This is a genomic window from Qipengyuania huizhouensis (assembly GCF_019711635.1).
Taxonomy (GTDB): Bacteria; Pseudomonadota; Alphaproteobacteria; order Sphingomonadales; family Sphingomonadaceae; genus Qipengyuania; species Qipengyuania huizhouensis.
The window spans coordinates 32,649-56,560 of the sequence record NZ_JAIGNT010000006.1; the positions used below are offsets into that span (position 1 = coordinate 32,649).

Sequence of the window (23,912 nt, forward strand, 5' to 3'; positions counted from 1 at the left end):
GCGAAAAGGGCGGCCCGTTTGAGCCGCCCTTCCCGAAAACTCTTACTTACGAAGACCCAGCTTCTGGATCAGGGCGTTGTACCGCTCGACATCCACCTTCTTGAGATAGGCGAGCAGGTTGCGACGCTTGTTGACCATCATGAGGAGGCCACGGCGCGAGTGGTTGTCCTTGTGATTGGCCTTGAAGTGATCGGTGAGGTTGCGAATACGCTCGGTGAGGATCGCGACCTGGACTTCCGGCGAACCGGTATCACCCTTGCCCTGGGCGTTGTCCTTGATGATTTCAGCTTTACGCTCGGTGGTAACCGACATTCATTTACTCCGCGACATCCGATAGGTTGAAACCCCGCACGACCTTGGCCGAGCCTCCTTCGAGTTCCATCAACGCCACCGGGGTGTTTCCCAGCTTGGCAAGATGGAGCCCGTCGGCCCATTCTCCATGAACGGGGGGCAGGTCCGACAATACCCGGCCCTGGCGGACCGCCTGCGCGCTGTCGGGATCGAGGGGAAGGACCGGGATGTCGTCCAGTCCCGCCTCTAGCGGCAGGAGAAGGTTTTCGATGGGCGCGCCCTTAGCGATTTCTTCCGCCGAGTCCAGCGAAATCGCCTGATCCTCGCGGAACGGGCCAGCCTTTACCCGCCTGAGATAGGTGACATGGCCCACCGTACCAAGCGCGTGTGCGATATCCCGTGCCAGAGACCGGATATACGTGCCCTTGGAGACATGCGCTATCAGGGTCACGCAATCCGCCAGTTCGAGCGGGGCCTGCGGATCGTAGGGATCCGGCCGACCGGAAGTGGTGGCAAAGCTGGAGCGCAGGGCAGCATCCTCGCGCTCGGCCAGAAGGCGGAGATCGTGAATCGTCACCTGGCGGGTCTTCATTTCCACCTCTTCACCGGCCCGCGCGAGATCGTAGGCGCGCTTGCCGCCAACCTTGATTGCGGAAAATGCGGGCGGTGCCTGTTCGATTTCTCCCGAGAAATGTTCGAGTACGGCAGCGATGGCAGCAATCGGCGGGCGGCGGTCGCTGCGGTGAACGACCTCCCCTTCGGTATCCAGCGTGTCGGTCTGTTCCCCGAACTGGATGGTGAATTCGTAGATCTTGTCGCTGTCCAGCATTCGTCCAGCCAGCTTGGTCGCTTCGCCCAGCGCAATCGGTAGTACGCCTTCCGCGAGCGGATCCAGCGTTCCGCCGTGGCCGACCTTCGTCTTCGCGTAGCCGCCCTGCCGGAGCACGCGTTTGACCAGCCCGACGGCCTGCGTCGAGCCGAGCCCGCGTGGCTTGTCGAGCAGCAGCCAGCCGTGCGGTGCGGGTTTGCTCTGCTGGCTCACGTGATGAAATCCTCGATACCGGCGGCGACGGAATAGAACAGCCCGGTCAGCCATTCGACCGGCGGGAAGATGGTGTTCTCGATCCAGCGTGCGTCGGGAAAGGCCCATGTCGCCGCAATCAGAACGACCAGTAGTAGCATCCCCATAGCCTGCAGCTTCTGCCAGTGATGCGCCCAGCGACGCGGCATCAGCCCGCCAACGATATGCGATCCGTCGAAGGGCGGGATAGGAAGCATGTTGAACAGGGCGAGGAAGACGTTGATGACGATGAAGGAGCCGAATGCGGTCAGCGCCCAGTCGGAGAGCGCGACGCCCCAAGTGGTTGCAAAGCCCGCCAGCATGCCGAAGATGATTGCGCCGAGGAGTGCGAGAAGTATGTTCGTTCCCGGACCTGCGGCGGCAACGGCCATCATGCCGTAGCGCGGATTGTCGAGCCTGCGCGCATTGACGGGCACCGGCTTGGCCCAGCCGAAGATCGGACCCCCGAACAGTGCCAGCGCGCCCGGCACCAGCAATGTGCCGATGGGATCGACATGTTTGATCGGGTTTAGCGTGAGCCGTCCCATATCGCGCGCGGTCGTGTCGCCCAATGCCAGTGCGGTCCAGCCATGGGCGACTTCGTGGAACACGATTGCGATGATGAGGCAGGGGATGAGGACCGCTGCGAGCGTAAGGGTTTCGGCCATGGCGACTATGTAGGCACGCGAAAGTGAACGCGCACCCTCTAGCGGGCCAGCGCCTCGGAAAAATGCCTGCGGCACATGGCGACATAGCGGTCGTTGCCGCCGATTTCGGTCTGCGCGCCTTCGCTGACCGCCTTGCCATTTGCGTCGACGCGCAGGTTCATCGTGGCCTTGCGACCGCAATCGCACACGGCCTTCATCTCGACCAATGCATCCGCAATGCCAAGAAGCGCCGCCGAGCCGGGAAAGAGTTCGCCCTGGAAATCGGTGCGCAGGCCGTAACACAGCACCGGGATGCCCGCATCATCCGCAAGACGCGCCAACTGCCAAACCTGGTCACGGGTGAGGAACTGCGCCTCGTCGACCAGCACGCAGGCAAGTGTGGTCTCTTTATGCTCTTCCAGTACGCGCGCCTCGATATCTGTATCGGCTTCGTAACGATGCGCATCGCTGGCAAGCCCGATGCGGCTGGAAATCGCGCCAAAACCGGGCCTGTCGTCCAGCGCAGCGGTCCACAGCGAGACCTTCATCCCGCGCTCGCCATAGTTGAACGCGGCCTGGAGCAGGGTGGAACTCTTCCCTGCATTCATGCTGGCATAGTAGAAATAGAGCTTGGCCATCGCCGGGGTCTAGCGCCAGCGGACAGGGCTGTTAAGGAGATCGACAGACAGGATTGGGGATGAGATACCTCGACAAACCAATAAAAGTAAGGTGAGTGGGATTTCCATGGCAGAAGCACAGGCGACTTCGGGCAAGCAGGGTGGCATTCTCGGCTGGATCGAACGAAGCGGCAACAAGCTGCCCGATCCGGTTTTCCTGTTCTTCTGGCTGATCGCGATATTGGTGGTTGTTTCCATCGTCGCCTCACTCACCGGGCTTTCCGCCGCGCATCCCACCGAAGTCGATGCCGACACCGGAGCGGCCACCATCATCACTGCACAGAGCCTGCTGAGCGCGGAGAACATCGCGCGGCTCTGGGTCGAAATGCCGCAGACCTTCACCCACTTCCATCCACTCGGCTATGTGTTGGTCGTGATGCTGGGTGCAGGTGTTGCCGAGCGCGCGGGCCTGTTTGGCACAGCGATGCGCGCGGGCGTTCGGAATGCGCCGGTCTATCTGCTGACGCCCATCGTCGCCTTCGTCGGCATGATGGGAAATCTTGCCGCCGATGCCGCTTATGTTGTTCTCATCCCGCTCGCCGGAATTATTTTCCATGCCGCCGGACGCCATCCGGTCGCGGGTATTGCCGCTGCCTTTGCCGGCGTATCGGGCGGGTTCTCTGCCAATTTGCTGCCCGGCCAGCTCGACGCGCTGCTATTCGGCATTACCGAGGCTAGTGTGGAGACGGTCTTCGGTGATTTTACAGCCAATATCGCCGGTAACTGGTATTTCATCGCCGCGATGACATTCATCTTCCTGCCGGTGATCTGGTTCGTGACCGACAGGTTGATCGAACCCCGCCTCGGGCCATGGAACCCCTCCATGGCGGGCAAGGCCGTCTCGCCGGAGCAACAGGGCGAAGTTGCCGATGGGGACCGCCCGCTTTCGGCTGCCGAGAGCAAGGGACTGCGCTGGGCAGGGCTCGCCGTACTTTTCGTCGTCGGCCTGTGGCTATTCTTCACGCTCGGCCCCGGAACCCCGCTGATCGACGAAGGCGCTTCGCCCGAAGCACAGCTTACTCCCTTCTACCAGAGCCTCGTCGCAGGCTTCTTCCTGCTCTTCCTCCTTGCCGGCTGGGCCTATGGCAAGGCTGCCGGGACGATCGACGATCACCGGGGACTTGTGAAGATGATGGCCGGGGCAATGGAGGATCTTGCCTATTACCTCGTTCTCGCCTTCGCCGCCGCGCATTTCGTGGCGATGTTCGCCTGGTCGAACCTCGGCCTGATCCTCGCAGTGAACGGAGCCGATTTTCTCGGCAACAGCGGCCTGCCCGCATGGGCCCTGCTGACGGCGATCATTCTCGTCTCGGCCCTGCTCAACATCTTCGTCGGTTCGGCGAGTGCGAAGTGGGCGCTGCTTGCGCCGGTTCTCGTACCCATGCTGATGCTGCTGGGCATCTCACCGGAAATGGCAACCGCCGCCTATCGTGTGGGCGACGGGGCGACCAACATCATCACGCCGCTGATGGTCTATTTCCCGCTGATCCTGATCTTCTGCCAGCGCTGGCAGAAGGACTTCGGCCTCGGCAGCCTTGCAGCGACAATGCTGCCCTATTCGGTCGGCCTGTTGCTGGCAGGGCTGGCAATGACCATCGGATGGGTCGTGCTGGATCTTCCGCTCGGCCCGGGTGCTGAAGTATTCATGGATGTGCCGACGACGGTCGATCCGACCGCCCCGGCCAGCGCAGAGTAAGGCCTACTCTTCGTCCTCGAGGTCGCTCGCGACCTTGGGGTCGGAGAGCAGCTTCTCGATCCGTTCCGCCTCATCAAAGCTTTCGTCAGGCTGAAATGAGAGTTTGGGCGCAAACTTGAGCCCCAGTCGCTTGGCGACTTCCTTCTGGAAGAACGCCGTATTGGTGCGCAGTGCCTTCAGCACCGCCGCCTCGTCCTGCCCCAGCAGGGGTTTTACATAGGCCTTGGCGTTCCTGAGGTCGGGGCTCATCCGCACCTCGGTCACGGAAATGTTCGACGCACGCAGCACATCGTCATGCGCCTCCCCGCGTGCGAGCAGTTCGGACAATATATGCCGCACCCGCTCGCCCACTTTGAGGACGCGCACCGATTGCTGTTCGGGAGTGGAAAGGTTGCGGGCCATCACTTTTCTCCGGTCGGACGTGGTGTGGGGATGGCTGTACTGCTCGACCGCGCCAGGAGGTTACCCTCCCCGTCGAACAACTCGCCTTCGAGAAAGGTTACGCGCCGTCCGCGGCGGACCACGCGCCCCTTGCCAACGAGCGGTCCCGCCTTAACCGGACGCAGAAGCGTCATGGAGATTTCGAGATTGAGCGGCGCTTCCTCATGTTTCGTTGCCCAGACATGCGCCCAGCCCATTACCTCATCGAGGAATCCTGCGACGAGGCCGCCCTGCACACTGCCGCGCGGGGTTATGAAACTTTCCGGCGCATGGAAGCGCAGGGTGATCTCCTCGCGCTCCTCATCGAAACTGTCGAAGGCCACGCCCATCAGCTCCGCATGAGCGGCGCCGAGGGCGTGCCTTTGGGGATCAACGCTCACAGTGTGCGTTCACGCTCCTCGACCTCGAACACTTCAAGCTGGTCGCCCGGCTTGATGTCGTTCGTGTCGGCGAGGACCACACCACATTCGAGACCGGCGCGGACTTCGTCCACATCGTCCTTGAAGCGGCGCAACGAGGCGATAGTCGTGGCCGAGACGATGACGTCTTCGCGCGTGAGGCGTGCATGCAGCCCCTTGCGGATGACGCCTTCCTCGACCAGCAGGCCAGCGGCCTTGTCCTTCTTGCCCGAACGGAACACTTCCTTGACCGCAGCACGGCCGACGACGTGTTCGATCCGCTCCGGACCCAGCTCGCCCGCCATCTCCTTCGCGATTTCCTCGGTCAGGTGGTAGATGACGTCGTAATATTTCATCTCCACGCCGTCGCGCTTCACCAGTTCGCGCGCCTTGGCATTCGGCCGGACGTTGAACCCGATGATGGGAGCGTTCGAGGCGGCTGCCAGCTGCACGTCGCTTTCGGTGATTGCACCCACGCCTGCGTGCAGAACGCGGACCTTGATGAGATCGTTCGACAGATTGTGCAGTGCGGTCGTGATCGCTTCCACCGAGCCCTGCACATCGGCTTTCACCAGCACTGGGAATTCGACCACGTTCGAGGCGAGGTTGTTGAACATCGTATCGAAGCTGGTCGGCGCAAGCGCGGTGCGCTTTTCGGTCGCCTTTTCCTGGCGATACTGCGCAACCTCGCGGGCACGCTGTTCGTTTTCGACCACGGTCAGCACATCGCCCGCACTCGGCACACCGCCAAGGCCGAGGACCTCGACCGGCATCGAAGGTCCGGCCTTCTTGATCTGCTTGCCCTGGTCGTCGACGATGGCGCGGACACGGCCGCTCTGCGTGCCGACTACGAAGGTGTTGCCACGTTCCAGCGTACCGCGGGTGACGAGTACGGTCGCGACCGGGCCGCGGCCCTTGTCGAGCTGCGCTTCGATGACAGTTGCCTCGGCCATGCGGTCGGGGTTCGCCTTCAGTTCGAGCAGTTCGGCCTGCAGCGCGATCTTCTCGAGCAAATCGTCCAGACCTGTCTTCTCCTTGGCGGAGATTTCCACGTCCTGCACATCGCCGGACATCGATTCCACGATCACTTCGTGTTCGAGCAGACGGGTGCGGATGTTGTCCGGATTGGCTTCCGGCTTGTCCATCTTGTTGATCGCAACAATCATCGGGACGCCTGCGGCCTTGGTGTGGTTGATGGCTTCGATCGTCTGCGGCATGATGCCGTCATCGGCAGCCACCACCAGCACCACGATATCGGTGATGTTGGCACCCCGCTGGCGCATCTGGGTAAAGGCGGCGTGGCCCGGCGTGTCGAGAAAGGTAATGGCATCGCCGCCCTTCGTCTGCACCTGGTAGCTGCCGATATGCTGCGTGATACCGCCGGCTTCGCCCTTCACCACATTGGCGCCGCGAAGTGCGTCGAGCAGCGAAGTCTTGCCGTGGTCGACATGGCCCATGATGGTGACGACTGGCGGACGGGGCTTCAGCGTCTCTTCCGGATCGACATCTTCGTCATTCGTAATATCGACGTCGGCTTCGGAGACCTTCTGGATATTGTGGCCGAACTGCTCGACCAGCAGTTCTGCCGTATCCTGGTCGATCGTCTGGTTGACGGTGACCATCATATCGAGATTGAAGAGTTCCTTCACCAGGTCGGCGCCCTTTTCGCCCATGCGCTTGGCCAGTTCGCCGACGGTGATTGCCTCGGGAACGATGACATCGCGTACCTGCTTCTCACGCGGCTTGCTGGAGCCGCCGCCCTGCATGCGGCGTTCCTTTTCACGCGCACGCTTGAGCGCGGCAAGGCTGCGCGCACGGCGGCCTTCGTCCTCGTTCAGGGCCTTCTTGACGGAAAGCTTGCCGGAGCGGCGCTTGTCCGGCGTTTCGGCAACGCGCGCAGGCTTGTCTTCTTTCTTCTTGGCGCGTTCGGGCTTCTTGATTTCCGGACGCTTGACGGGCGTGAACTGGCGCGGAGCCGGAGCAGGCGAACTCTCATCGGCAGGCACTTCCTCGGGAGCCGGTGCTTCTGCTGCCTCAGCTGCCGGACTCGCGGGCTCTTCCGCCGCCTTGCTGGCGGCTTCTTCTTCGGCCTTGCGCTTGTCTTCGGCGCGCTTCTTCTCGTCTTCGGCGGCCTTCTTGGCCTGCTCCTCGTCACGCTTGCGCGCTTCTTCGGTCAGGCGCAGGCGCTCTTCCTCGGCCTCACGCTGGAGACGGGCAACGCGTTCCTGCGGAGTTTCCGAAGCGGGCGCGGCCTTTTTCGGCGCAGCCTTCTTGGCCGCCGGAGCTGGGGCAGGAGCCGGGGTCGGCTCGGGCTCGGGCGCGGGCGGCGGGGGAGGCGGCGTTTCACCGGGCTTCAAGAGCTTGCGGCGGCGCTTCACCTCGACCGCCACCTTGTTGGTACGGCCGTGGCTGAAGGTCTGCTTGACCTCGCCCGGCTGCGCGCCCTTGAGGCTCAGCGGTTTACGGGCAGGTTTCTTGTCGTCGTCGCTCATTCTTGCTCGTTTCTCTTCGTTCAATCGTTCGTATCGTCACCGGCGCGTACGGATGCGCGCCCGAATTCGTCGGGCCAAGTTCCGTTCGGAATTTCTTGCCCCAGATAATGCATCAGCCGCTTCAAGGGCTTGAGAACCCGCGCGGCCGCAGCATCGTCGGCCAGACCGAAATGGACGACATTGTCGCGGCCCAATGCCACAGACAGAGCGTCGCGGTCCAGTGGCAGTGTCCAGCCGCGTTCGCCGCTGCCTTCTGCCTCACGCCCTACACGCCAGGCCTGATCGAGTTTCTTGCGCCCGTCTTCGCTCGCGTCGTTGGCATGGAAGAGTGCCGACACTCCACCCATGCGGGCGGACTCCGCAATACGCTGTGTGCCCAAGATAAGGGCTCCGACGCGCATTTCGAGACCCAGTCGGTCGAGAAATACGCGCGTGAGCGCATCCGCGATCCTTTGCGACAGATCCTCGGGTATCTCGAGATCGCCGGTCTTGAACGCGCGCGCCAGGCCCGCTTTCAGTTTCCCGTTGCGCTGCGCCTCCTCGATCGCCGTGCGAGAGGAACAGACCCATGCCCCCCGTCCCGGTGCCTTTTCCTGCGCATCTGGCAGTACGAGGCCGGAGGGCGAGGCGGCAAGCCGGACCAGCGCATCGCGCGAGCCCGTCTCTCCGGTCAATATGCAGCGCCGTTCGGGCTCCGGTCTACGGGGCCTGCGGGCTTCAGCGATGTCGGACGTCAGGCTCTCATTGGGTGGAGTCCGCATCGGCGGCCTCCTGCGTGTCGGCGGCTTCGGCAGATGCCGGAGCTTCCTCTTCGGCTGCTGCCTTTGGCTCTTCGTCCTCGAACCAGTGCGCGCGGGCAGCCATGATGATCTCGTTGCCCTGCTCTTCGGTCAGGCCGTATTCGCCCAGCACGCCGCCCTTGTCCTGCTCGCGCATCGGACGGTCACGGCGCATCGGCGGGCCATCAGCATTGTTTCGGCGACGTGGAGCTTCGCGCTTCTTGGCGATCAGTTCGTCAGTGGCGAGGTCCGCCACATCGTCGAGCGTCTTGAGACCCGCCTTGCCGAGCGTGACCAGCATCGCTTCGGTCATATGCGGCAGTTCGGCCAATTCGTCTTCGACGCCCAGTTCACGGCGCGCGGCACGATGCGTTTCTTCCTGCCGATCGAGCGCTTCTTTCGCACGGTTCTGGAGTTCTTCGGCCAGTTCCTCGTCGAAGCCTTCGATGCCGGCGAGCTCTTCGAGCTCGACGTAAGCGACTTCTTCCAGCTCTGCGAAACCTTCGGCGACGAGCAGCTGCGAAAGCGTTTCGTCGACGTCGAGTTCCTCTTCGAACATCTTGGAGCGCTCGGCGAATTCCTTGCTGCGCTTTTCCGAAGCTTCTTCCTCGGTCATGATGTCGATCTGGTTGCCGGTCAGCTGGCTGGCGAGGCGGACGTTCTGGCCGCGGCGACCAATGGCGAGGCTGAGCTGGTCGTCGGGCACGACGACTTCGATGCGGCCATCTTCCTCGTCGAGTACGACGCGGCTGACGGTGGCCGGCTGGAGCGCGTTCACGATAAAGGTCGCGCCATCTTCCGACCAGGGAATGATGTCGATCTTCTCGCCCTGCAGTTCCTGCACCACAGCTTGGACGCGGCTGCCCTTCATACCGACGCAGGCACCGACCGGATCGATGCTGCTGTCATGGCTGATCACGCCGATCTTCGCGCGGCTGCCCGGATCGCGGGCGGCGGCCTTGATTTCGATGATGCCGTCGTAGATTTCGGGCACTTCCTGCGCGAACAGCTTGCGCATGAAATCGGGGTGCGCGCGGCTGAGGAAAATCTGCGGCCCGCGGTTGTTGCGTTCGACCTTGGTGATCAGCGCGCGGACACGCTCGCCCACGCGGGCAGCCTCGCGCGGGATCTGCTGGTCGCGACGGATGACACCTTCGGCGCGGCCGAGGTTGACGATTACATGGCCGAATTCGACCGACTTGATCACGCCGGTGATCACTTCGCCGGCGCGGTCCTTGAATTCTTCATACTGGCGCTCGCGCTCGGCATCGCGGACCTTCTGGAAGATGACCTGCTTGGCGGACTGCGCATCGATACGCCCGAGATCGACCGGGGGCAGCGGATCGACGATGAAATCCCCGACCTTGGCATCCTTCTGGAGCTTCTCGGCAGCCTTGAGATCGACCTGCTTGAAATAGTCTTCGACTTCTTCAACGACCTCGACAACGCGCCACAGGCGAAGATCGCCGGTCTGCGGGTCGAGCTTGGCGCGAATGTCGTTCTCCGCGCCATAGCGGTTACGGGCGGACTTCTGGATCGCCTCTTCCATCGCCTCGATGACGATGGACTTGTCGATCATTTTTTCCGATGCGACCGCATTGGCGATTGCAAGGAGTTCTGCCTTGTTGGCGGAAATGGCACTGGCCATCAGTCGTCTGCCTTTTCTTCTTCGATGTCTTCGGCACCACTCGTGTCGAGCGGCTGGGTGGCGGCAATGAGCGCGTCGGTCAAGACGAGCTTTGCCGTGTGGATCTGGTCGCGGTCGAGTTTCACCTCGCCGGCTTTGGCATCTATAATGACAACGCAATGACCTTCGATGCCCTTGAGGTCACCCTTGTAGTTGCGCTGGCCGTCGAAACCCTTGACCATGCTGATCTTCGCTTCGTGGCCGGCCCACTGCTCGAAATCCTTCGCGCGGGTGAGCGGACGGTCGATACCGGGCGAGCTGACTTCGAGGTGATAGGCGCCTTCGACCAGCACTTCGCCCTGCTCTTCCAGCTCGTCGATCCGGTCCGACACGCGGCGCGAAAGTGCAGCGCATTGTTCGATCAGTAGCTGGCCCGTCGCCGGGTCTTCCGCCATGATCTGGAGCGCCTGCGCCCCGTCCCCGGCTTCCGACGGCATCATCTTGACGCGCACGAGCTCGAAACCCAGCGCCTGCGCTTCGGGTTCGATAACTTCGTTCAAGCGGTCAATATCAGCCATTCATACTCCGGTATGGACTTGCATTGCGACAAGCGGGTTTCGTGCCGGCCCCTTGCGGCGCCAGCCCCACAGTGTCGCGACAATGTCGGGATTGAGGGCCAGATAGGCGCGAGTCCCGCCAAAAGCAAGTCTCGTTCAATTGTCGTCGGTGAGACCGTGCTTCTTGATGGCATGGCGCAACTGGTCGTAGCTGAGGCCCAGCGCCTTGGCGGTCTGGCGCTGGTTCCAGCGATGCTTGCCGAGCGCGTGCTCGAGAATGGCCTTTTCATGAGCATCCACGGCGCTGCGCAGGTCCTCGACGGCGTCAAGATCGGGTGCCGCCGGTTGAGTAGTAGCTGCAGGACTACCATCGGACCGTTTCCGCGGCGTGGGAGGCGAGACCGGCTTCCACGGGCTTTCGAACGGGTCGAACTGGACATGCCCGATCGGGCTTCCCCAATCGTCCCAGCGATAGACCGCCCGTTCGATCACATTGCGCAATTCGCGGACATTACCAGGCCATTGATGGTTTTCGAGCTGCTGCGCGACATGCTCGGAAAAACCCGGCCAGGCTTCCCATCCCAGTTCGGCACCCATGCGCCGGCCGAAATAGTCGGCCAGCACCGCAATATCTCCCTCGCGCACGCGCAGGGGTGGAAGGGTGATAACCTCGAAACTGAGGCGGTCGAGCAGGTCGGCGCGGAACTCGCCGCGCTCGGCCTTGGCGGGCAGGTCCTCGTTGGTGGCGGCGACGATGCGCACATCCACGTTGATCGGGCGCGAGGAGCCGATACGCGTGACCTCGCCATATTCCACGGCGCGGAGCAGGCGTTCCTGTGCGCCCATCGACAGCGTACCCAGTTCGTCGAGAAAAAGCGTACCCTTGTCGGCTTCCTCGAACCTTCCGGCGCGCTGTCTGGTAGCACCGGTGAATGCCCCGGCCTCATGACCGAACAGCTCCGCCTCGATCAGCGTTTCGGGCAAGGCTGCGCAATTCATCGTGACGAGAGGTTCTTCCCATCTGTTGGAAAGGCGATGAAGTCGCTCGGCGATCAATTCCTTGCCGGTACCCCGTTCACCGATGACCAGCACGGGCCTGCGCATGGGCGCCGCACGACTGGTGCGCTCGACCGCGTCGAGAAAGGCGCCGGACTGGCCGATGTACTGATTTTCCCGCTCCATGGCCAAGATATAGGAATTTTCACCAAGGGTTGGCAATACCCACCACAATGTCGTTCGTCGAAAACTCTGAAAAGCACCGTTTTCTGCGGCAAATCGAGTTTGGCACACCGCTTGCTTAACATGGGACAACACCAGTTCACGTCCAGGGAGGACACCATGTACAACCGCAAGTTCTTCAGCACCCAGCTCGGCAAGGCCGCCCTCGCCAGCATTGCGATGATGACGGCTTTCGTTGCGCTGAGCTCGCAGATCACGGTCACCACGCCAATGCCGATGGTGGCATCCATCGGGCATGTGGAAATCGCGTGAGCGACCACAAGCATCCCCTTGGGCCGGAGCGCCGCACTCCCGAAAGTCCCCAGCGCAAGTCCCGCGCAGCGGACGCTCCGGCCCGCCCCAAGCGCGTGACCCTCTCGCGTCTCGACAGCGAGGTCGAACGGCTCCGCCGCTCGCCCACGCCGACGCAGGATAGCGGCCGTGACCGGGCCAACCAATTTTTCTCCAGTGGAGTACCTTTAATGGGAATCTTCAGCCGTACCCGCGACATTATTGCGGCCAATTTCAACGATCTCCTCGATCAGGCGGACGATCCGCAGAAGATGATCCGCATGATCATCATGGAAATGGAGGAGACGCTTGTCGAAGTTCGCGCCAGCGCCGCCCGCACCATTGCCGACCAGAAGGAAATGCACCGTCACACGGTGAAGCTGGACAAGCTCCAGGCCGACTGGGGCGAAAAGGCGCAGCTCGCACTGTCGAAGGACCGCGAGGACCTGGCCCGTGCAGCACTGGTCGAGAAGAAGAAGGCCGCCGACATGGCCGACCAGCTCAAGCAGGAGATCGCGGTGCTCGACGATGCACTACGCGCCTACGAGCAGGACATTCACAAGCTGCAGAACCGCCTGCGCGAAGCCCGCAGCCGCCAGACCGCCATCGCTGCGCGTCTCGAAAGCGCTGAGAACCGCGTCAAGCTGCGCAGCCTGATGACCGAAGACCGCGTTGACGAGGCACTCAGCCGGTTCGACCAGCTCGAACGCCGCGTGGACTATGCCGAAGGTCGCGCCGATGCGCTGAGCATTTCGGACAGCTCGGGCAAACCGAACCTGGCCGACGAGATCGCCGCGCTGGAGGGTGCCGATGCGATCGACGACGAACTTGCCCAAATGAAAAAGGCGCTCGGCAAGTCCGAAGACGCCAAGAAGGAGGACTGATCCGTGGACGACGTTTTTGCAATTGTCGCGATCTTCATCGCCCTGCCGTGGATCATCCTCCACTACATCACCAAGTGGAAGACTTCCGCCACTATCACCACCGACGACGAAGCCCTGCTCGAGGAACTCTACAACCTCGCCAAGCGGCTCGACGAACGGATGGATACGGTCGAACGTCTCGTAGCTTCCGACAACCCCGACTTCCGCCCCGCCCGCCTTGTCCATGACAGCGAACAGGACAACCAGCAGCTGCGCGAACTCGAACAGCTGATGGCCGAGAAAAAAGGAGCAACCAAGTGAACAGCCCCCGCACCACCCTCTATCGCGACAAGGCCAATGCGAAGCTGATGGGCGTCTGCTCCGGTATCGCGGACTATACGGGCGTCGATGCCTTCTGGGTTCGCCTCGGTTTCCTGGGTCTGACTTTCATCACTGGCGGTTCGACCATCCCGTTCTATTTCCTGGCCGGCATCCTGCTGAACAAGAAGCCCGCGCATCTCTATTCGGAGCCGGACGAGCAGCGCTACTGGCAGCGCGTTCGCCAGAGCCCGAAGCGCACCGCCCGCGAAATTCGCGCCAAGATGAAGGATGTGGACCGCCGCCTGGCCGAGGTCGAAACCTTCTACGTCAGCAGCAATCCGCGCCTGAACGCCGAAATCGAACGGCTCCGGTAAGCGCACGAAACAGGGAGGATAGTAATGGAAGATCTTGGCATCTTGATCCCGATCATTGCGCTGATGATCCCGATTGTGGCGATCTGGACCAAGCACCAGCAGAAGATCGCGGAAATGAATGTGGAGACGACCGCGAAGGCAACAGCCGAAAAGGCCGCGCAATATGCCAGCCACGTACAGGATCTTGAGGACCGCGTCCGCGTGCTCGAACGCATCGTCACCGACAAGGGATACGATGTCGCGACCCAGATCGAGGCACTGCGCGACCAACGTCGCGTGACCGATCAGGGAGCGGGCGTGCCGCTCGAATTGAAGAAGGGGGAGAAAGCCTGATGGAACTGATCACCGAAACCACAATGATCTTAGGCGTCATTGCGATATCGCTGGCCTGGGTCGCCAATACCTGGATCAGGGTCAAGAACGGCTACCCGCTCGAAAACAGCTGGGGCAAGGCAGTCTATCCCAAGAACGACCAGGCGGTCGAACGGGTGAAACTGCTGACTCAGGAAAACGCCGAACTGCGCGCCCAGCTCGGTTCGCTCAAGGACCGGCTCGGCAATGTCGAGCGCATTGTGACCGATAGCGGCTATCACCTCACGAACGAGATTGATCGCCTTCGCGACAAGCAGGACGCAAACTGATGGACGCCGACCTCATCCTGATCTTCGGCTTCATACTGCTGACTCTCATGATCGTCATGCCGATGGCGTACCTCTTCCAGAAGCGTGAGGCCGAGCACAAGGAGCGCAAGCTGGAACTCCAGGCGCGTGCCGAGGAAGCAAAGGCCGAACAGGCCCGCTTCTCCAATGGCGACTATTCAAAAATGGAAGAGCGCGTGCGCGTGCTCGAACGGATTGCGACGGACGGCAATCATGCGCTGGCCTCGCAGATCGACGAACTCCGCAAGCTCGACAGGATCGAGGATCGCACGGGAGCATCGTCATGAGCGCATGGGCCACTGTCGCAATCATCGCCATCATCGTGTGGGGCGTGGTCCAGCTGAGCAAGGCCCGCCACCGCGCCGACCGCGGCATCGTTGTCGACGAGCGTGGTAACGAGAGCGTGGCGGACATCGGAACCGACGCCGAGACGAACAAGGAAATCGAGGACCTGCGAGAACGCATCAAGGTGCTGGAGAGAATCGCCACCGACGGCAATTCGCTCGACGCGCAGGAAACCAAGAGGATCGCCGCCGAAATCGAAGCCCTGCGCGACAAGCGGGCCGAGTGAGGCGGGAAAGAGGAAACTGGTTCAAGGAGGACATGGGGAAATGTTCGAACCGACACTGATAGTCGCCGCTGCCAGCCTGACCGGCCTGGTCATCATTGCCGCCGCCATGCTGCGCGGATGGCAGGGATGGCTGGACCTGAAGCGCAGCGAGCTCGAAGGTCATCAAGGTCCGCGCCAGGAAGGCTCGTCGATCGGTGCTGCCCGGATCGAGCTTGCCGATCTGAAGGAGCGGATCAAGAAGCTCGAGGCGATCGCCAGCGGGGTGGACCTGTGAACAGCCGTACCGGGGAAGCTGCAAAGGCCGGCATCGGGCTCGGCAGCGCGATCGCCGTGGCGATTTCATGGGCACAGAACCAGTCGATCCTGTGGGCCATATTTCACGGCTTCATCAGCTGGATATACGTCATCTATTATGCCGTCACCCGCCCCGGCGGCATCACCGGCTGAGTCCAATGGACGCGTGTGCCGGCACCCGCTAGATGCCCCGCCCATGCGAGACCTTTCCGATATCCAAGAAGAATACGAGTTTCTCGAAGGCGACGAGCGGTACCGGCTGCTGATCGAGCTGGGCCGCGAGCTGGACGAGATGCCGGACGCGCTCAAGACCGACGCCACGCTGGTACGCGGCTGTTCGGCCAGCGTCTGGGTCTATCCCACCAGCGACAAGGGCAAGCTGCATTTCCTTGCCGACAGCAATGCCGCCATCACCAAGGGCATCGTGGCGCTGGTGATTGCCGCGGTTCAGGATCGGCCTGCTAGCGAGGTCGCCGAAATGGACATTCACGCTGCACTCGAGCCTTTCGATCTCAAGAACCAGTTGTCGAGCAACCGTACGCAAGGCGTCCCCAACATGATCGCGCTGGTAAAACAACACGCGGCTCGTATCGCAGCCGGCTGATATGCGCGCGCTTTACCGCGTTCTCGGCTATTTAGCGGTGGCTCTCGGTGCAATCGGGGCCTTCCTGCCAATCATGCCGACCGTCCCTTTTCTGCTGCTGGCGGTGTATTTCTTCGCCCGCTCCAGCCCCGAGCTCGAAAAAAGAATCCTCGACCACCCGCATTGGGGCCCGCAGGTCAAGGACTGGCGCGAACGCCGCGCGATCAGCCGCCGCGCCAAGACCATGGCGATCGGCGCAATGGCAACGGGCGCTGTGTTCACCTGGTACACACTTGGCGCGCCCTACTACTGGATATCGATCGCCATCCTCGTGATCGCCGGCAGCTGGATAGCGACGCGCAACGAATAAGCCGCTTTCCTACATCGTGCAGCTTGCGTTATGTCCCGAGAACGCGCTTCAGGATCATGGATTTCCAACCGAGCGGGGGGGGGCGGTACCGCCCAGGTGTCAACCAGGATATTTCTGGAAAAATCACATATTAACAGAAACTTGCCTTATTTTTTGACCGGTTGACACTGTGTCAACTTCGTTACCCGGCTCCCACCGCAGGCACACGCAAGATCAACCGCTCGCGCTTTCGCGTACCACGGCTTCGCCCGCCTCGCGCTGGCGCCTGAGTTCGGCTTTCAGGCTGGCCGGATCGCGCGCGAAGACGAAGCCGAAGCTGACACCGCCTTCCTTGCCGATGGTCGCATGGTGCAGCTTGTGCGCCTGCACCAGCCGCTTGGCATAGCCCTTCTTCGGAACCCATTTGAAATAGCGCTGGTGGACCAGCCCGTCGTGCACCAGCGTGTAGATCACGCCGTAGAACAGGATACCGAGGCCGATCCAGGTTGCTGGCCACCAGGCGTCGGCTCCCATTACCCACGCGCTGCCGAGCGCGAACATCGAAATGCTCGCCGCCGCTCCGACGATGGCATAGAGGTCGTTCTTTTCCAGCAGATTGTCGTGCGGCTCGTGATGATCGCGGTGCCAGCCCCATCCGAAGCCGTGCATGATATATTTGTGGCTGGCCCATGCCACCCACTCCATAGCCGCCACTGTTGCCAACACGATCAGTATGGGAAGGACGATTTCCATGACCGCAATATAGGCGCTGCCGGTCTCCGGCGCAAAGCCTACTCGGTCGCAGACGATGCCTTGCGCGGCATGCCGAAGCATTTTTCCGCGACTTCACGGCTGATGCGCGCTGGACGGTGGCTGTCGGCATCGAGGCAGCACCACATGCTCTTCACCTCGGCCAGCACATCTTCGCCCCGCCGGATCACCGTATTGTAAAAGCTACGCGCGCCCTTGATCTTTTCCAGCACGGTTTCGGCAATCACCTCGTCATCGAGGAAGGCCGGCTTGCGATAGGTGATTTCGTGCTTGAGCGCGACCCAGGCTTTGCTCGCCACCTCGTCCGCGGGCGCGAGCTTGCGCCAGTGCGCCAGCACCGTGTCCTGAACCCAGTTCAGGTAGCGCGCATTGTTCACATGTCCCATGAAATCGATATCTGCGGGAAGAACTTTGATCGGAAAAGAGAAGGGTTTTGCTGACATAGATGTAAATTAACAGATAAAACATTACGGTTCCATGATTCTCTCGTGACAAAAGGCATTCTTGGGCTGCCCTTCGATTTGCCATTTTGCCAAATCCCCCCGCCCTGCCGCACATTGGGCGCATGGCGAGCAAACCGCGCACACTCTACGAAAAGATCTGGGACGCTCATGTCGTCGAGCGACAGGATGACGGCACCTGCCTGATCTATATCGACCGGCATCTGGTCCATGAAGTCACCAGCCCGCAGGCCTTCGAAGCCTTGCGCCTTGCCGGGCGCAAAGTCCGCCGCCCGGATCTGACGCTGGCAGTTCCCGACCACAATCTTCCGACCACCGCCCGCACGGCAGCCGACGGTTCGCGCCTGCCCATCAAGGATGCGCAAAGCGCGGCACAGCTCGCCGCACTCGAAGCCAACGCCCCCTCTTTCGGCATCGACTACATCGACGCCGTCGCGCCCGAACAGGGCATCGTCCACGTCGTCGGCCCCGAACAGGGCTTCTCGCTTCCCGGCACCACCATCGTATGCGGTGACAGCCACACGGCGGCGCATGGCGGGATCGGCGCACTGGCTTTCGGCATCGGGACGAGCGAGGTGGAACATGTTCTCGCCACGCAGACGCTGCTGCTGCGTCCGAGCAAGACGATGGAAATACGCGTCGAGGGCGAGTTGGGACCCGGTGTTACACCCAAGGATCTCATCCTCCATATCATCGGCATGATCGGCACCGCGGGCGGGACAGGCCACGTCATCGAGTACCGCGGCGAGGTGTTCGAGCGTATGAGCGTGGAAGGGCGCTTGACGGTCTGCAACATGAGCATAGAGGGCGGTGCCCGCGCTGGGCTGATCGCGCCCGACGAAAGTGTTTTCCGATATCTGGAAGGTCGCCCTTACGCGCCGATCGGTGAAGATTGGGATCGGGCCGTTCGGTGGTGGCGCTCGCTCGCGACCGACGAGGATGCCGAGTTCGACAAATCGGTCGTCATCCAAGCCACGGATATCGAGCCGACCGTAAGTTGGGGAACCAGCCCGGAAGATGTGGTGGCCATCGGCGGCAAGGTCCCCTCCCCCGACAGCTTCGGCGATCCTTCCAAGCGCGAGGCGGTACGCAAGAGCCTCGACTACATGGGGCTTGTCCCGGACACCCCGATGGAAGAGGTCGCGGTCGAAAACATTTTCATCGGCTCCTGCACCAATAGCCGCATCGAAGACCTCAGGGCAGCCGCAGATGTCCTGAAAGGCCGCCGGAAGGCACCGGGCGTACGCTGGGCTATTGCCGTGCCGGGTTCGGGCCTCGTGAAGCGGCAGGCGGAAGAAGAGGGGCTGGACCGTATCTTCATCGATGCCGGTTTCGAATGGCGCGAGCCGGGCTGTTCGGCCTGTCTCGCAATGAACCCGGACAAGGTTCCGCCGGGCGAACGCTGCGCCTCCACCTCCAACCGCAATTTCGTGGGCCGCCAGGGGCCGGGTTCGCGCACCCATCTCCTCAGCCCGGCAATGGCTGCCGCCGCCGCGGTGACGGGCCGCCTCACCGATGTACGCAAACTGATGGGCGAGTGACCCCTTGCCCTCGGCGCGTGCAAATCCCATGAGAGGGTCATGACAAAGCTCCCCAAAGGCAAGGCCGCCATCGCCGGTGCGATCGGTTCCGCCGCAATCGCTGCAGCGCTGCTCTATGCGAACAAGCGCCGCGAAAAGAAAAACCAGCCGAAGCAGCCGGGGCCGATCCCTTCCGGCGAGAAACCGGAGACCGATTGAGATCGCGCTATAGAGGAGAGAGCAACATGTCGCCGAAATCAGTATTTCTGACCGCCCTGCTGGCGGGCATCGCCGCCCCTGCCGCCGCGCAAGAAGCTCCGGATATCGAGATGTGGCGCCTAGACTGCGGCACGATCGAACTCGGCGACACCGCACCCTTCTCAGATACGCATCTTTACGATGGCCAGCCTCGCACTTTGACCGACAGCTGCTACCTTGTCCGCAACGGCGAGAACTATCTGCTGTGGGACACCGGCCTGCCGGCGGCGCTCAAGGGCAGCAGCGCGAAGCAATGGGTGTTCACTCTAAGTGTCCAGCGGACCATCGCCGAACAGCTGACCGAACTTGACCTTGCACCCTCCGACATCACTTTCGTGGGCATCAGCCACTACCATGACGACCATATCGGCCAGGCGGCGGTATTTCCCGGCGCGGAACTGCTCATCGGGAGCGGCGATGCCGAAGCGGCAAGCTCCGGCCAGATGGAGGCAACCCGTGCGCAGCTCGCCCCCTGGCTGGCCGAAGGCGCATCGGGCAAGGTGACGCGTATCGCAGGAGACCATGACGTCTTCGGTGACGGGTCGGTCCGCATCGTGGCAATGCCCGGCCATACCCCGGGCCACAAATCGCTGGTCGTGGATTTGCCGCAGTCCGGCACCTACATGCTGACCGGCGATCTCTATCATTTCGAAGAGCAGATCGAAAACGCGGGTGTGCCGACATTCAACACTGATCGCGCCGATACACTCGCCTCGTTCCACCGCTTCAACCAGATGGCCGGCAATCTCGATGCGACGATCGTAATCCAGCACGATCCGCGCCATCTAGGCCGCCTGCCGGCATTTCCCGAGAGCGCGAAATAGTGGAAGCCGTTTCGACCATAGAAGGCCGCGCGATCCCGCTGGGCCTCAAGAATATCGATACCGACGTCATTATCCCGGCGCACTGGCTGAAGACCGTCAGCCGCGAAGGTTTGGGCAAAGGCGCCTTCGAGACGATCCGCCAGACTCCGGGCAACCCCTTCGATGTCGAGGATTTCGTCGGCGCTCCAATCCTTATTGCGGGCGACAATTTCGGCTGCGGGTCGAGCCGCGAACACGCCGCCTGGGCCATGCTCGACCTGGGCCTTACCGCAGTGATCGCGCCGAGTTTCTCGGACATCTTCTCGGGCAATGCCTTCAAGAACGGCATCCTGGCGGTCGAACTGCCGCAGGAACAGGTCGACCGGCTGCTCGAAGTCGCGAAGGATCACCCAATCACCATCGACCTCGAAAACCAGGTCGTCACTACCCCATTCCAGGATCGTTTCGCTTTCGAAATCGATCCTTTCCGCAAGCATTGCCTCATGGGTGGCCTCGACGAGATCGGGCTAACGCTGGAGCGTGATGCGGCCATCGAAAATCACGAAAAACAGCGCGCGGCCGGGCTTCCCTGGCTCGACACGCCCAATAAAAATCGGAGAGAACACGCATGAAAGCAGTCTTGTCGAAAGAGACCGGCGGCCCCGAAACCCTAGTCGTCGAGGAGGTGGACACACCCACACCCGGCAAGGGCGAGGTGCTGATCGATGTCGCAGCCTGCGCGATCAACTTTCCCGACACGCTGATTATCCGCGACATGTACCAGTTCAAGCCCCCCCGCCCCTTCGCACCCGGCGGAGAAATTTCGGGCACCATCGAGGCGCTGGGTGAAGGCGTCGAAGGTTTTGCGGTCGGTGACAAGGTCATCTGCGGCGTCGGCAATGGCGGACTGCAGGAGAAGGTCGCGGTCGCCGCTGCGCGCCTGTTCAAGGTTCCCGAGGGCATCGACCTGGTCCAGGCATCGGCGCTGCTGATGACCTACGGCACGACGATCCACGGGCTCAAGGACCGCGGCGACATCAAGGAAGGCGAGACCGTCCTCATTCTCGGCGCAGCAGGCGGCGTGGGCCTTTCGGCAGTCGAGCTTGCCAAGGCCTATGGCTGCCGCGTGGTGGCCGCCGTCTCTACCGAAGAGAAAGGCGAAGTGGCGAAGAAAGCCGGGGCGGACGAGGTCGTGATCTATCCCCGCGCACCCTTCGACAAGGATCAGTCCAAGGCTCTGGCGCAGGCATTCAAGGATGCGGTTGGCCCCGATGGCGCCGACATCGTCTACGACATCGTCGGCGGAGACTATTCCGAGCCGGCACTGCGTTCGATCGCCTGGGAGGGCCGCTTCCTGGTGGTCGGCTTCCCCGCGGGAATTGCAAAGATGCCGCTTAATCTCACCTTGCTGAAAAGCTGCGACATTCGCGGTGTCTTCTGGGGCGCGTTCACCGCCCGCGAGCCCGAACGGAACAATGCCAATATCGCCGAACTGTTCGATCTCTGGAAGGCAGGCAAGATCAATCCGCTGATCAGCGAGACCTATCCAATCGAGCGCGCGCATGAGGCTATCGCCAAGCTGGAAAATCGCGGAGCGATCGGAAAGCTTGTCGTGACGATGGATTAATCGCCCCCATGCGCCCTTGCCGCTCGGGAATGCCGAGCCTATTCCTCGGCTCAACTTCTTTCCAAGGGGAATGACATGACCGACTTCAAGGATCGCGAACGCGGTGAAGAAACCAAATACGCCTTCGACCAGGAAACGGATTTCAAGATCGCCGCGCGCCGCAATCGCCTGCTTGGCGAATGGGCGGCAGGACTGATGGGCCTGACCGAAGAAGAAACGGACGCCTACAAGAAAGCGGTCGTCCAGGCCGATTTCGAGGAAGCGGGCGATGAGGATGTGGTCCGCAAGCTGCTGGGCGACCTGACCGCTGCCGAGTGCGACGTTTCCGAAGCCGACATTCGCGCCAAGCTCGACGAATGCTCGATCGAGGCGCGCCGCCAGTTCATGAGCGATCAGAAGTAAATTTCATGCCGATGAAATCCGAAGATATCGTCGCTCTCATCGAAGAGGCGCTTCCGGGCGCAACGGTCGAGATGCGCGATCTCGCAGGCGATAACGACCATTGGGCGGCGAAAGTCACAGCGCCCCAATTCGCCGGCAAGACGCGCGTCGCCCAGCACAAGCTGGTCTATGATGCCCTGGGCACGCGTATGGGGGGCGAGCTCCATGCCTTGCAACTGACCACGCAAGCCCCCAATTGATCTCCTGATAGTTTTAGCAACTCCAAAGGCAGGGCTCTCATGTCCGACGTGAATTCGCGCATTTCCGACATCGTCAAGGGCAACGATGTCGTTCTTTTCATGAAGGGCACCCCGCTCTTCCCTCAGTGCGGCTTTTCCAGCCGCGCGGTGGCCATTCTCGACCATTGCGGCGTCGCCTACGACAGCGTGGATGTGCTGCAGGACATGGAAATCCGCCAGGGTATCAAGGCCTATTCCGACTGGCCAACTATCCCGCAGCTTTATGTGAAAGGCGAATTCCTGGGCGGCAGCGACATCATGATGGAGATGTTCGAGGCCGGCGAACTCCAGCAGCTGATGGACGAAAAGCAGGTCGCCAAGGCCGAAGGCTGAACACTCTCTAGTTCGCAACGAACAAGGCCCGCCCGGGGGACAACCGGGCGGGCCTTTTATGTGATCGGGGAGGCAGACGCAGGAGACTGGGACGGTCTGCCTCTCGAAGACCATTGGGACACAGCCAAATATGCATGGTGCGTGCCAAACCAGGATTTCATCGGACTTCCGCGGAATCCGATGGTTAACACCGATTTTCACTCGGGCCTGTATGTAAGAAATTCCGACGGGGCGCGTTAACTATCGCACCTTGGCAAGACTGGCAGTTGGCGGCAGACAGGTCGCCATGAACGCGAACCATGACAGCCCGCCCGATGGCATACCCGCAGCAACGGTAGTTATATTCCGCAATGCGCGGGATGGCGGTCCGCCCGAAATCCTGATGACCATCCGCTCGCGCGAGATGGTGTTTGCCGGGGGCATGGCCGTCTTCCCCGGTGGCCGGGTCGATCCGGCAGATTTCGAATTGGGCGCGATGATCGGCGGACCGCTCGATCCCGAAGAAGCAGCGCATCAGATCGCCGTCGTCCGCGAAACCCTGGAAGAAACAGGACTTGTCATCGGCCTTGCGGGCGATATCGATGCCGACAAGGCCCGCGCCGCGCGTCGCTATCTCCTGCAAACGGGCGATCTCGCCAGCGTCCTCGATCATTTCGACTGGGAACCCGATCTCGGACAGCTAACGCCATTCGCCCGTTGGTACCCGAAAAACGAACGTATCCCGCGTGTTTACGATACACGCTTCTATATTGCGGACCTGGGTACCGGCGCGGTCGAAATCGAAGCCGACCTCTCCGAAAACACGCACTTGTTCTGGACTACGGCGCAAGGCGCACTCGATGCGGCGGAGCGCGGCGAGATCAAGGTGATCTTTCCCACCCGCCGCAATCTGGAGCGTCTCGCCCTGTTCGAGAATTTCGCGGCGGCGAAAGAACAGGCGGATCGCATTCCGGTAAGAACCATCACTCCGTTCATGAGGGATCGCCACGGTAAAAGCTGGCTCGAGATCGGGGAAGATCTAGGGTACCCTGTGACAGGTGAGCCCTTGGATAAGGTTGCGCGCGGATAAAGGCGCCGTTCCTGCGGGTTCTTATCGTGCGAGCCCTCGATCCCAGCTGAATAACGCGATTTCGCACTTGCAGCATAAGCTGACTGGCGGTAAGTGCCCGCCATCCATCGGACCCGGCCGTGCCGGGTGGCTCGGCCCGGCGCCTATCCCCGGGACAACCTTTCAGACCGGCTTTTAGTGGCCGCACATCGTGGTCGCAATT

General features: G+C 61.8%; 35 protein-coding genes and 1 other annotated feature. Of the genes, 22 read left to right on the forward strand and 13 right to left on the reverse strand.

Annotated elements, in window-relative coordinates:
- Nucleotides 1-42 precede the first annotated feature (42 nt).
- The 4 genes from rpsO to K3180_RS07130 are packed head-to-tail and all read right to left on the reverse strand — an operon-like array spanning nucleotide 43 to nucleotide 2,636.
- Nucleotides 43-312, reverse strand: coding sequence for a 30S ribosomal protein S15 (rpsO, locus tag K3180_RS07115; RefSeq protein WP_221539422.1), 270 nt, complete (start codon nucleotides 310-312; stop codon nucleotides 43-45).
- A gap of 4 nt (nucleotides 313-316) precedes the next feature.
- Nucleotides 317-1,333: a tRNA pseudouridine(55) synthase TruB gene (truB, locus tag K3180_RS07120; protein ID WP_345719442.1), complete on the reverse strand. Its 1,017-nt coding sequence runs from the start codon at nucleotides 1,331-1,333 to the stop codon at nucleotides 317-319.
- On the reverse strand, nucleotides 1,330-2,019 hold the full coding sequence (locus tag K3180_RS07125) for a site-2 protease family protein (protein WP_221539427.1): 690 nt from the start codon (nucleotides 2,017-2,019) through the stop codon (nucleotides 1,330-1,332). Before K3180_RS07125 ends, truB begins: the two co-directional genes overlap by 4 nt.
- 38 nt (nucleotides 2,020-2,057) lie before the next feature.
- Entirely contained in the window at nucleotides 2,058-2,636 is a 579-nt protein-coding gene (locus tag K3180_RS07130) for a thymidine kinase (RefSeq protein ID WP_221539429.1), read from the reverse strand.
- A gap of 106 nt (nucleotides 2,637-2,742) precedes the next feature.
- On the opposite strand from K3180_RS07130, the gene K3180_RS07135 reads away from it, so the two are divergent.
- Nucleotides 2,743-4,371 carry an AbgT family transporter gene (locus K3180_RS07135; protein WP_221539431.1) on the forward strand — a complete coding sequence of 543 codons (1,629 nt, stop codon included), beginning with the start codon at nucleotides 2,743-2,745 and terminating at the stop codon, nucleotides 4,369-4,371.
- A gap of 3 nt (nucleotides 4,372-4,374) precedes the next feature.
- Here the strand turns inward: K3180_RS07135 and rbfA are convergent, their stop codons facing one another.
- The 7 genes from rbfA to pspF all read right to left on the reverse strand — a co-directional run bounded on the left by rbfA (nucleotide 4,375) and on the right by pspF (nucleotide 11,847).
- Nucleotides 4,375-4,773 carry a 30S ribosome-binding factor RbfA gene (gene rbfA, locus K3180_RS07140; protein WP_221539433.1) on the reverse strand — a complete coding sequence of 133 codons (399 nt, stop codon included), beginning with the start codon at nucleotides 4,771-4,773 and terminating at the stop codon, nucleotides 4,375-4,377.
- Nucleotides 4,773-5,192 (reverse strand): PaaI family thioesterase, encoded by a 420-nt coding sequence (locus K3180_RS07145; protein WP_345719443.1) that lies wholly within the window; start codon nucleotides 5,190-5,192, stop codon nucleotides 4,773-4,775. Before K3180_RS07145 ends, rbfA begins: the two co-directional genes overlap by 1 nt.
- The gene (gene infB, locus K3180_RS07150) at nucleotides 5,189-7,702 is read right to left on the reverse strand and encodes a translation initiation factor IF-2 (protein ID WP_221539435.1); all 2,514 of its coding nucleotides are present in this window, start codon (nucleotides 7,700-7,702) and stop codon (nucleotides 5,189-5,191) included. Before infB ends, K3180_RS07145 begins: the two co-directional genes overlap by 4 nt.
- Before the next feature lie 20 nt (nucleotides 7,703-7,722).
- A complete protein-coding gene (locus K3180_RS07155) occupies nucleotides 7,723-8,463 on the reverse strand; it encodes a DUF448 domain-containing protein (protein WP_221539438.1) in 741 nt (246 codons plus the stop codon).
- Entirely contained in the window at nucleotides 8,444-10,129 is a 1,686-nt protein-coding gene (gene nusA, locus K3180_RS07160; protein ID WP_221539440.1) for a transcription termination factor NusA, read from the reverse strand. Before nusA ends, K3180_RS07155 begins: the two co-directional genes overlap by 20 nt.
- Nucleotides 10,129-10,686: a ribosome maturation protein RimP gene (gene rimP / locus K3180_RS07165; RefSeq protein WP_221539442.1), complete on the reverse strand. Its 558-nt coding sequence runs from the start codon at nucleotides 10,684-10,686 to the stop codon at nucleotides 10,129-10,131. Before rimP ends, nusA begins: the two co-directional genes overlap by 1 nt.
- 135 nt (nucleotides 10,687-10,821) lie before the next feature.
- On the reverse strand, nucleotides 10,822-11,847 hold the full coding sequence (gene pspF / locus K3180_RS07170) for a phage shock protein operon transcriptional activator (RefSeq protein ID WP_221539444.1): 1,026 nt from the start codon (nucleotides 11,845-11,847) through the stop codon (nucleotides 10,822-10,824).
- 156 nt (nucleotides 11,848-12,003) lie between these two features.
- Here pspF and K3180_RS07175 point away from each other — a divergent pair, with 156 nt between their 5' ends.
- The 12 genes from K3180_RS07175 to K3180_RS07230 are packed head-to-tail and all read left to right on the forward strand — an operon-like array spanning nucleotide 12,004 to nucleotide 16,209.
- Entirely contained in the window at nucleotides 12,004-12,156 is a 153-nt protein-coding gene (locus K3180_RS07175; RefSeq protein ID WP_221539446.1) for a hypothetical protein, read from the forward strand.
- Nucleotides 12,153-13,058, forward strand: coding sequence for a phage shock protein PspA (gene pspA, locus K3180_RS07180; RefSeq protein WP_425594521.1), 906 nt, complete (start codon nucleotides 12,153-12,155; stop codon nucleotides 13,056-13,058). The genes K3180_RS07175 and pspA overlap by 4 nt, the downstream gene beginning before the upstream one ends.
- Nucleotides 13,059-13,061: 3 nt before the next feature.
- Nucleotides 13,062-13,358: an envelope stress response membrane protein PspB gene (pspB, locus tag K3180_RS07185; protein WP_221539448.1), complete on the forward strand. Its 297-nt coding sequence runs from the start codon at nucleotides 13,062-13,064 to the stop codon at nucleotides 13,356-13,358.
- A complete protein-coding gene (gene pspC / locus K3180_RS07190) occupies nucleotides 13,355-13,732 on the forward strand; it encodes an envelope stress response membrane protein PspC (RefSeq protein WP_221539450.1) in 378 nt (125 codons plus the stop codon). Before pspB ends, pspC begins: the two co-directional genes overlap by 4 nt.
- Nucleotides 13,733-13,756: 24 nt before the next feature.
- Nucleotides 13,757-14,065, forward strand: a complete 309-nt coding sequence (locus tag K3180_RS07195) for a hypothetical protein (RefSeq protein WP_221539452.1) — start codon at nucleotides 13,757-13,759, stop codon at nucleotides 14,063-14,065.
- A complete protein-coding gene (locus K3180_RS07200) occupies nucleotides 14,065-14,373 on the forward strand; it encodes a hypothetical protein (protein WP_221539454.1) in 309 nt (102 codons plus the stop codon). Before K3180_RS07195 ends, K3180_RS07200 begins: the two co-directional genes overlap by 1 nt.
- Nucleotides 14,373-14,678, forward strand: coding sequence for a hypothetical protein (locus K3180_RS07205; RefSeq protein WP_221539456.1), 306 nt, complete (start codon nucleotides 14,373-14,375; stop codon nucleotides 14,676-14,678). Before K3180_RS07200 ends, K3180_RS07205 begins: the two co-directional genes overlap by 1 nt.
- Complete coding sequence (locus K3180_RS07210) at nucleotides 14,675-14,962, forward strand: hypothetical protein (protein WP_221539457.1); 288 nt, start codon at nucleotides 14,675-14,677, stop codon at nucleotides 14,960-14,962. The genes K3180_RS07205 and K3180_RS07210 overlap by 4 nt, the downstream gene beginning before the upstream one ends.
- A gap of 40 nt (nucleotides 14,963-15,002) precedes the next feature.
- On the forward strand, nucleotides 15,003-15,236 hold the full coding sequence (locus K3180_RS07215) for a hypothetical protein (RefSeq protein WP_221539459.1): 234 nt from the start codon (nucleotides 15,003-15,005) through the stop codon (nucleotides 15,234-15,236).
- A complete protein-coding gene (locus tag K3180_RS07220) occupies nucleotides 15,233-15,409 on the forward strand; it encodes a hypothetical protein (protein ID WP_221539461.1) in 177 nt (58 codons plus the stop codon). Before K3180_RS07215 ends, K3180_RS07220 begins: the two co-directional genes overlap by 4 nt.
- A gap of 43 nt (nucleotides 15,410-15,452) precedes the next feature.
- Nucleotides 15,453-15,860, forward strand: coding sequence for a SufE family protein (locus K3180_RS07225; protein ID WP_221539463.1), 408 nt, complete (start codon nucleotides 15,453-15,455; stop codon nucleotides 15,858-15,860).
- A 1-nt stretch (nucleotide 15,861) separates the two neighbouring features.
- On the forward strand, nucleotides 15,862-16,209 hold the full coding sequence (locus K3180_RS07230; RefSeq protein ID WP_221539465.1) for a YbaN family protein: 348 nt from the start codon (nucleotides 15,862-15,864) through the stop codon (nucleotides 16,207-16,209).
- A 213-nt stretch (nucleotides 16,210-16,422) separates the two neighbouring features.
- Here K3180_RS07230 and K3180_RS07235 read toward each other — a convergent pair whose 3' ends face one another.
- Nucleotides 16,423-16,941, reverse strand: a complete 519-nt coding sequence (locus K3180_RS07235; RefSeq protein WP_221539627.1) for a sterol desaturase family protein — start codon at nucleotides 16,939-16,941, stop codon at nucleotides 16,423-16,425.
- 38 nt (nucleotides 16,942-16,979) lie between these two features.
- Complete coding sequence (locus K3180_RS07240; RefSeq protein ID WP_221539467.1) at nucleotides 16,980-17,402, reverse strand: acyl-CoA thioesterase; 423 nt, start codon at nucleotides 17,400-17,402, stop codon at nucleotides 16,980-16,982.
- A gap of 122 nt (nucleotides 17,403-17,524) precedes the next feature.
- On the opposite strand from K3180_RS07240, the gene leuC reads away from it, so the two are divergent.
- From leuC to K3180_RS07285, 9 genes are all read left to right on the forward strand, one after another.
- On the forward strand, nucleotides 17,525-18,961 hold the full coding sequence (gene leuC, locus K3180_RS07245; protein ID WP_221539469.1) for a 3-isopropylmalate dehydratase large subunit: 1,437 nt from the start codon (nucleotides 17,525-17,527) through the stop codon (nucleotides 18,959-18,961).
- 39 nt (nucleotides 18,962-19,000) lie between these two features.
- Nucleotides 19,001-19,159 (forward strand): isopropylmalate isomerase, encoded by a 159-nt coding sequence (locus K3180_RS07250; RefSeq protein ID WP_160608011.1) that lies wholly within the window; start codon nucleotides 19,001-19,003, stop codon nucleotides 19,157-19,159.
- 26 nt (nucleotides 19,160-19,185) lie between these two features.
- Nucleotides 19,186-20,022, forward strand: a complete 837-nt coding sequence (locus tag K3180_RS07255; protein ID WP_221539471.1) for an N-acyl homoserine lactonase family protein — start codon at nucleotides 19,186-19,188, stop codon at nucleotides 20,020-20,022.
- Nucleotides 20,022-20,633: a 3-isopropylmalate dehydratase small subunit gene (leuD, locus tag K3180_RS07260; RefSeq protein ID WP_221539472.1), complete on the forward strand. Its 612-nt coding sequence runs from the start codon at nucleotides 20,022-20,024 to the stop codon at nucleotides 20,631-20,633. Before K3180_RS07255 ends, leuD begins: the two co-directional genes overlap by 1 nt.
- Nucleotides 20,630-21,628, forward strand: coding sequence for an NADPH:quinone oxidoreductase family protein (locus tag K3180_RS07265; protein WP_221539473.1), 999 nt, complete (start codon nucleotides 20,630-20,632; stop codon nucleotides 21,626-21,628). The genes leuD and K3180_RS07265 overlap by 4 nt, the downstream gene beginning before the upstream one ends.
- A 75-nt stretch (nucleotides 21,629-21,703) precedes the next feature.
- Nucleotides 21,704-22,030 (forward strand): DUF1476 domain-containing protein, encoded by a 327-nt coding sequence (locus K3180_RS07270; RefSeq protein ID WP_221539474.1) that lies wholly within the window; start codon nucleotides 21,704-21,706, stop codon nucleotides 22,028-22,030.
- Between the two features lie 5 nt (nucleotides 22,031-22,035).
- A complete protein-coding gene (locus K3180_RS07275) occupies nucleotides 22,036-22,269 on the forward strand; it encodes a BolA/IbaG family iron-sulfur metabolism protein (RefSeq protein WP_221539475.1) in 234 nt (77 codons plus the stop codon).
- A 39-nt stretch (nucleotides 22,270-22,308) separates the two neighbouring features.
- Nucleotides 22,309-22,641, forward strand: a complete 333-nt coding sequence (grxD, locus tag K3180_RS07280) for a Grx4 family monothiol glutaredoxin (RefSeq protein WP_221539476.1) — start codon at nucleotides 22,309-22,311, stop codon at nucleotides 22,639-22,641.
- Nucleotides 22,642-22,927: 286 nt separating this feature from the next.
- Nucleotides 22,928-23,710 (forward strand): NUDIX hydrolase, encoded by a 783-nt coding sequence (locus K3180_RS07285; protein ID WP_221539477.1) that lies wholly within the window; start codon nucleotides 22,928-22,930, stop codon nucleotides 23,708-23,710.
- Between the two features lie 106 nt (nucleotides 23,711-23,816).
- Nucleotides 23,817-23,870, forward strand: a sequence feature (sul1 is cis-regulatory element that is thought to sense ions involved in sulfur or methionine metabolism; They are found in Alphaproteobacteria).
- Nucleotides 23,871-23,912: the final 42 nt, after the last annotated feature.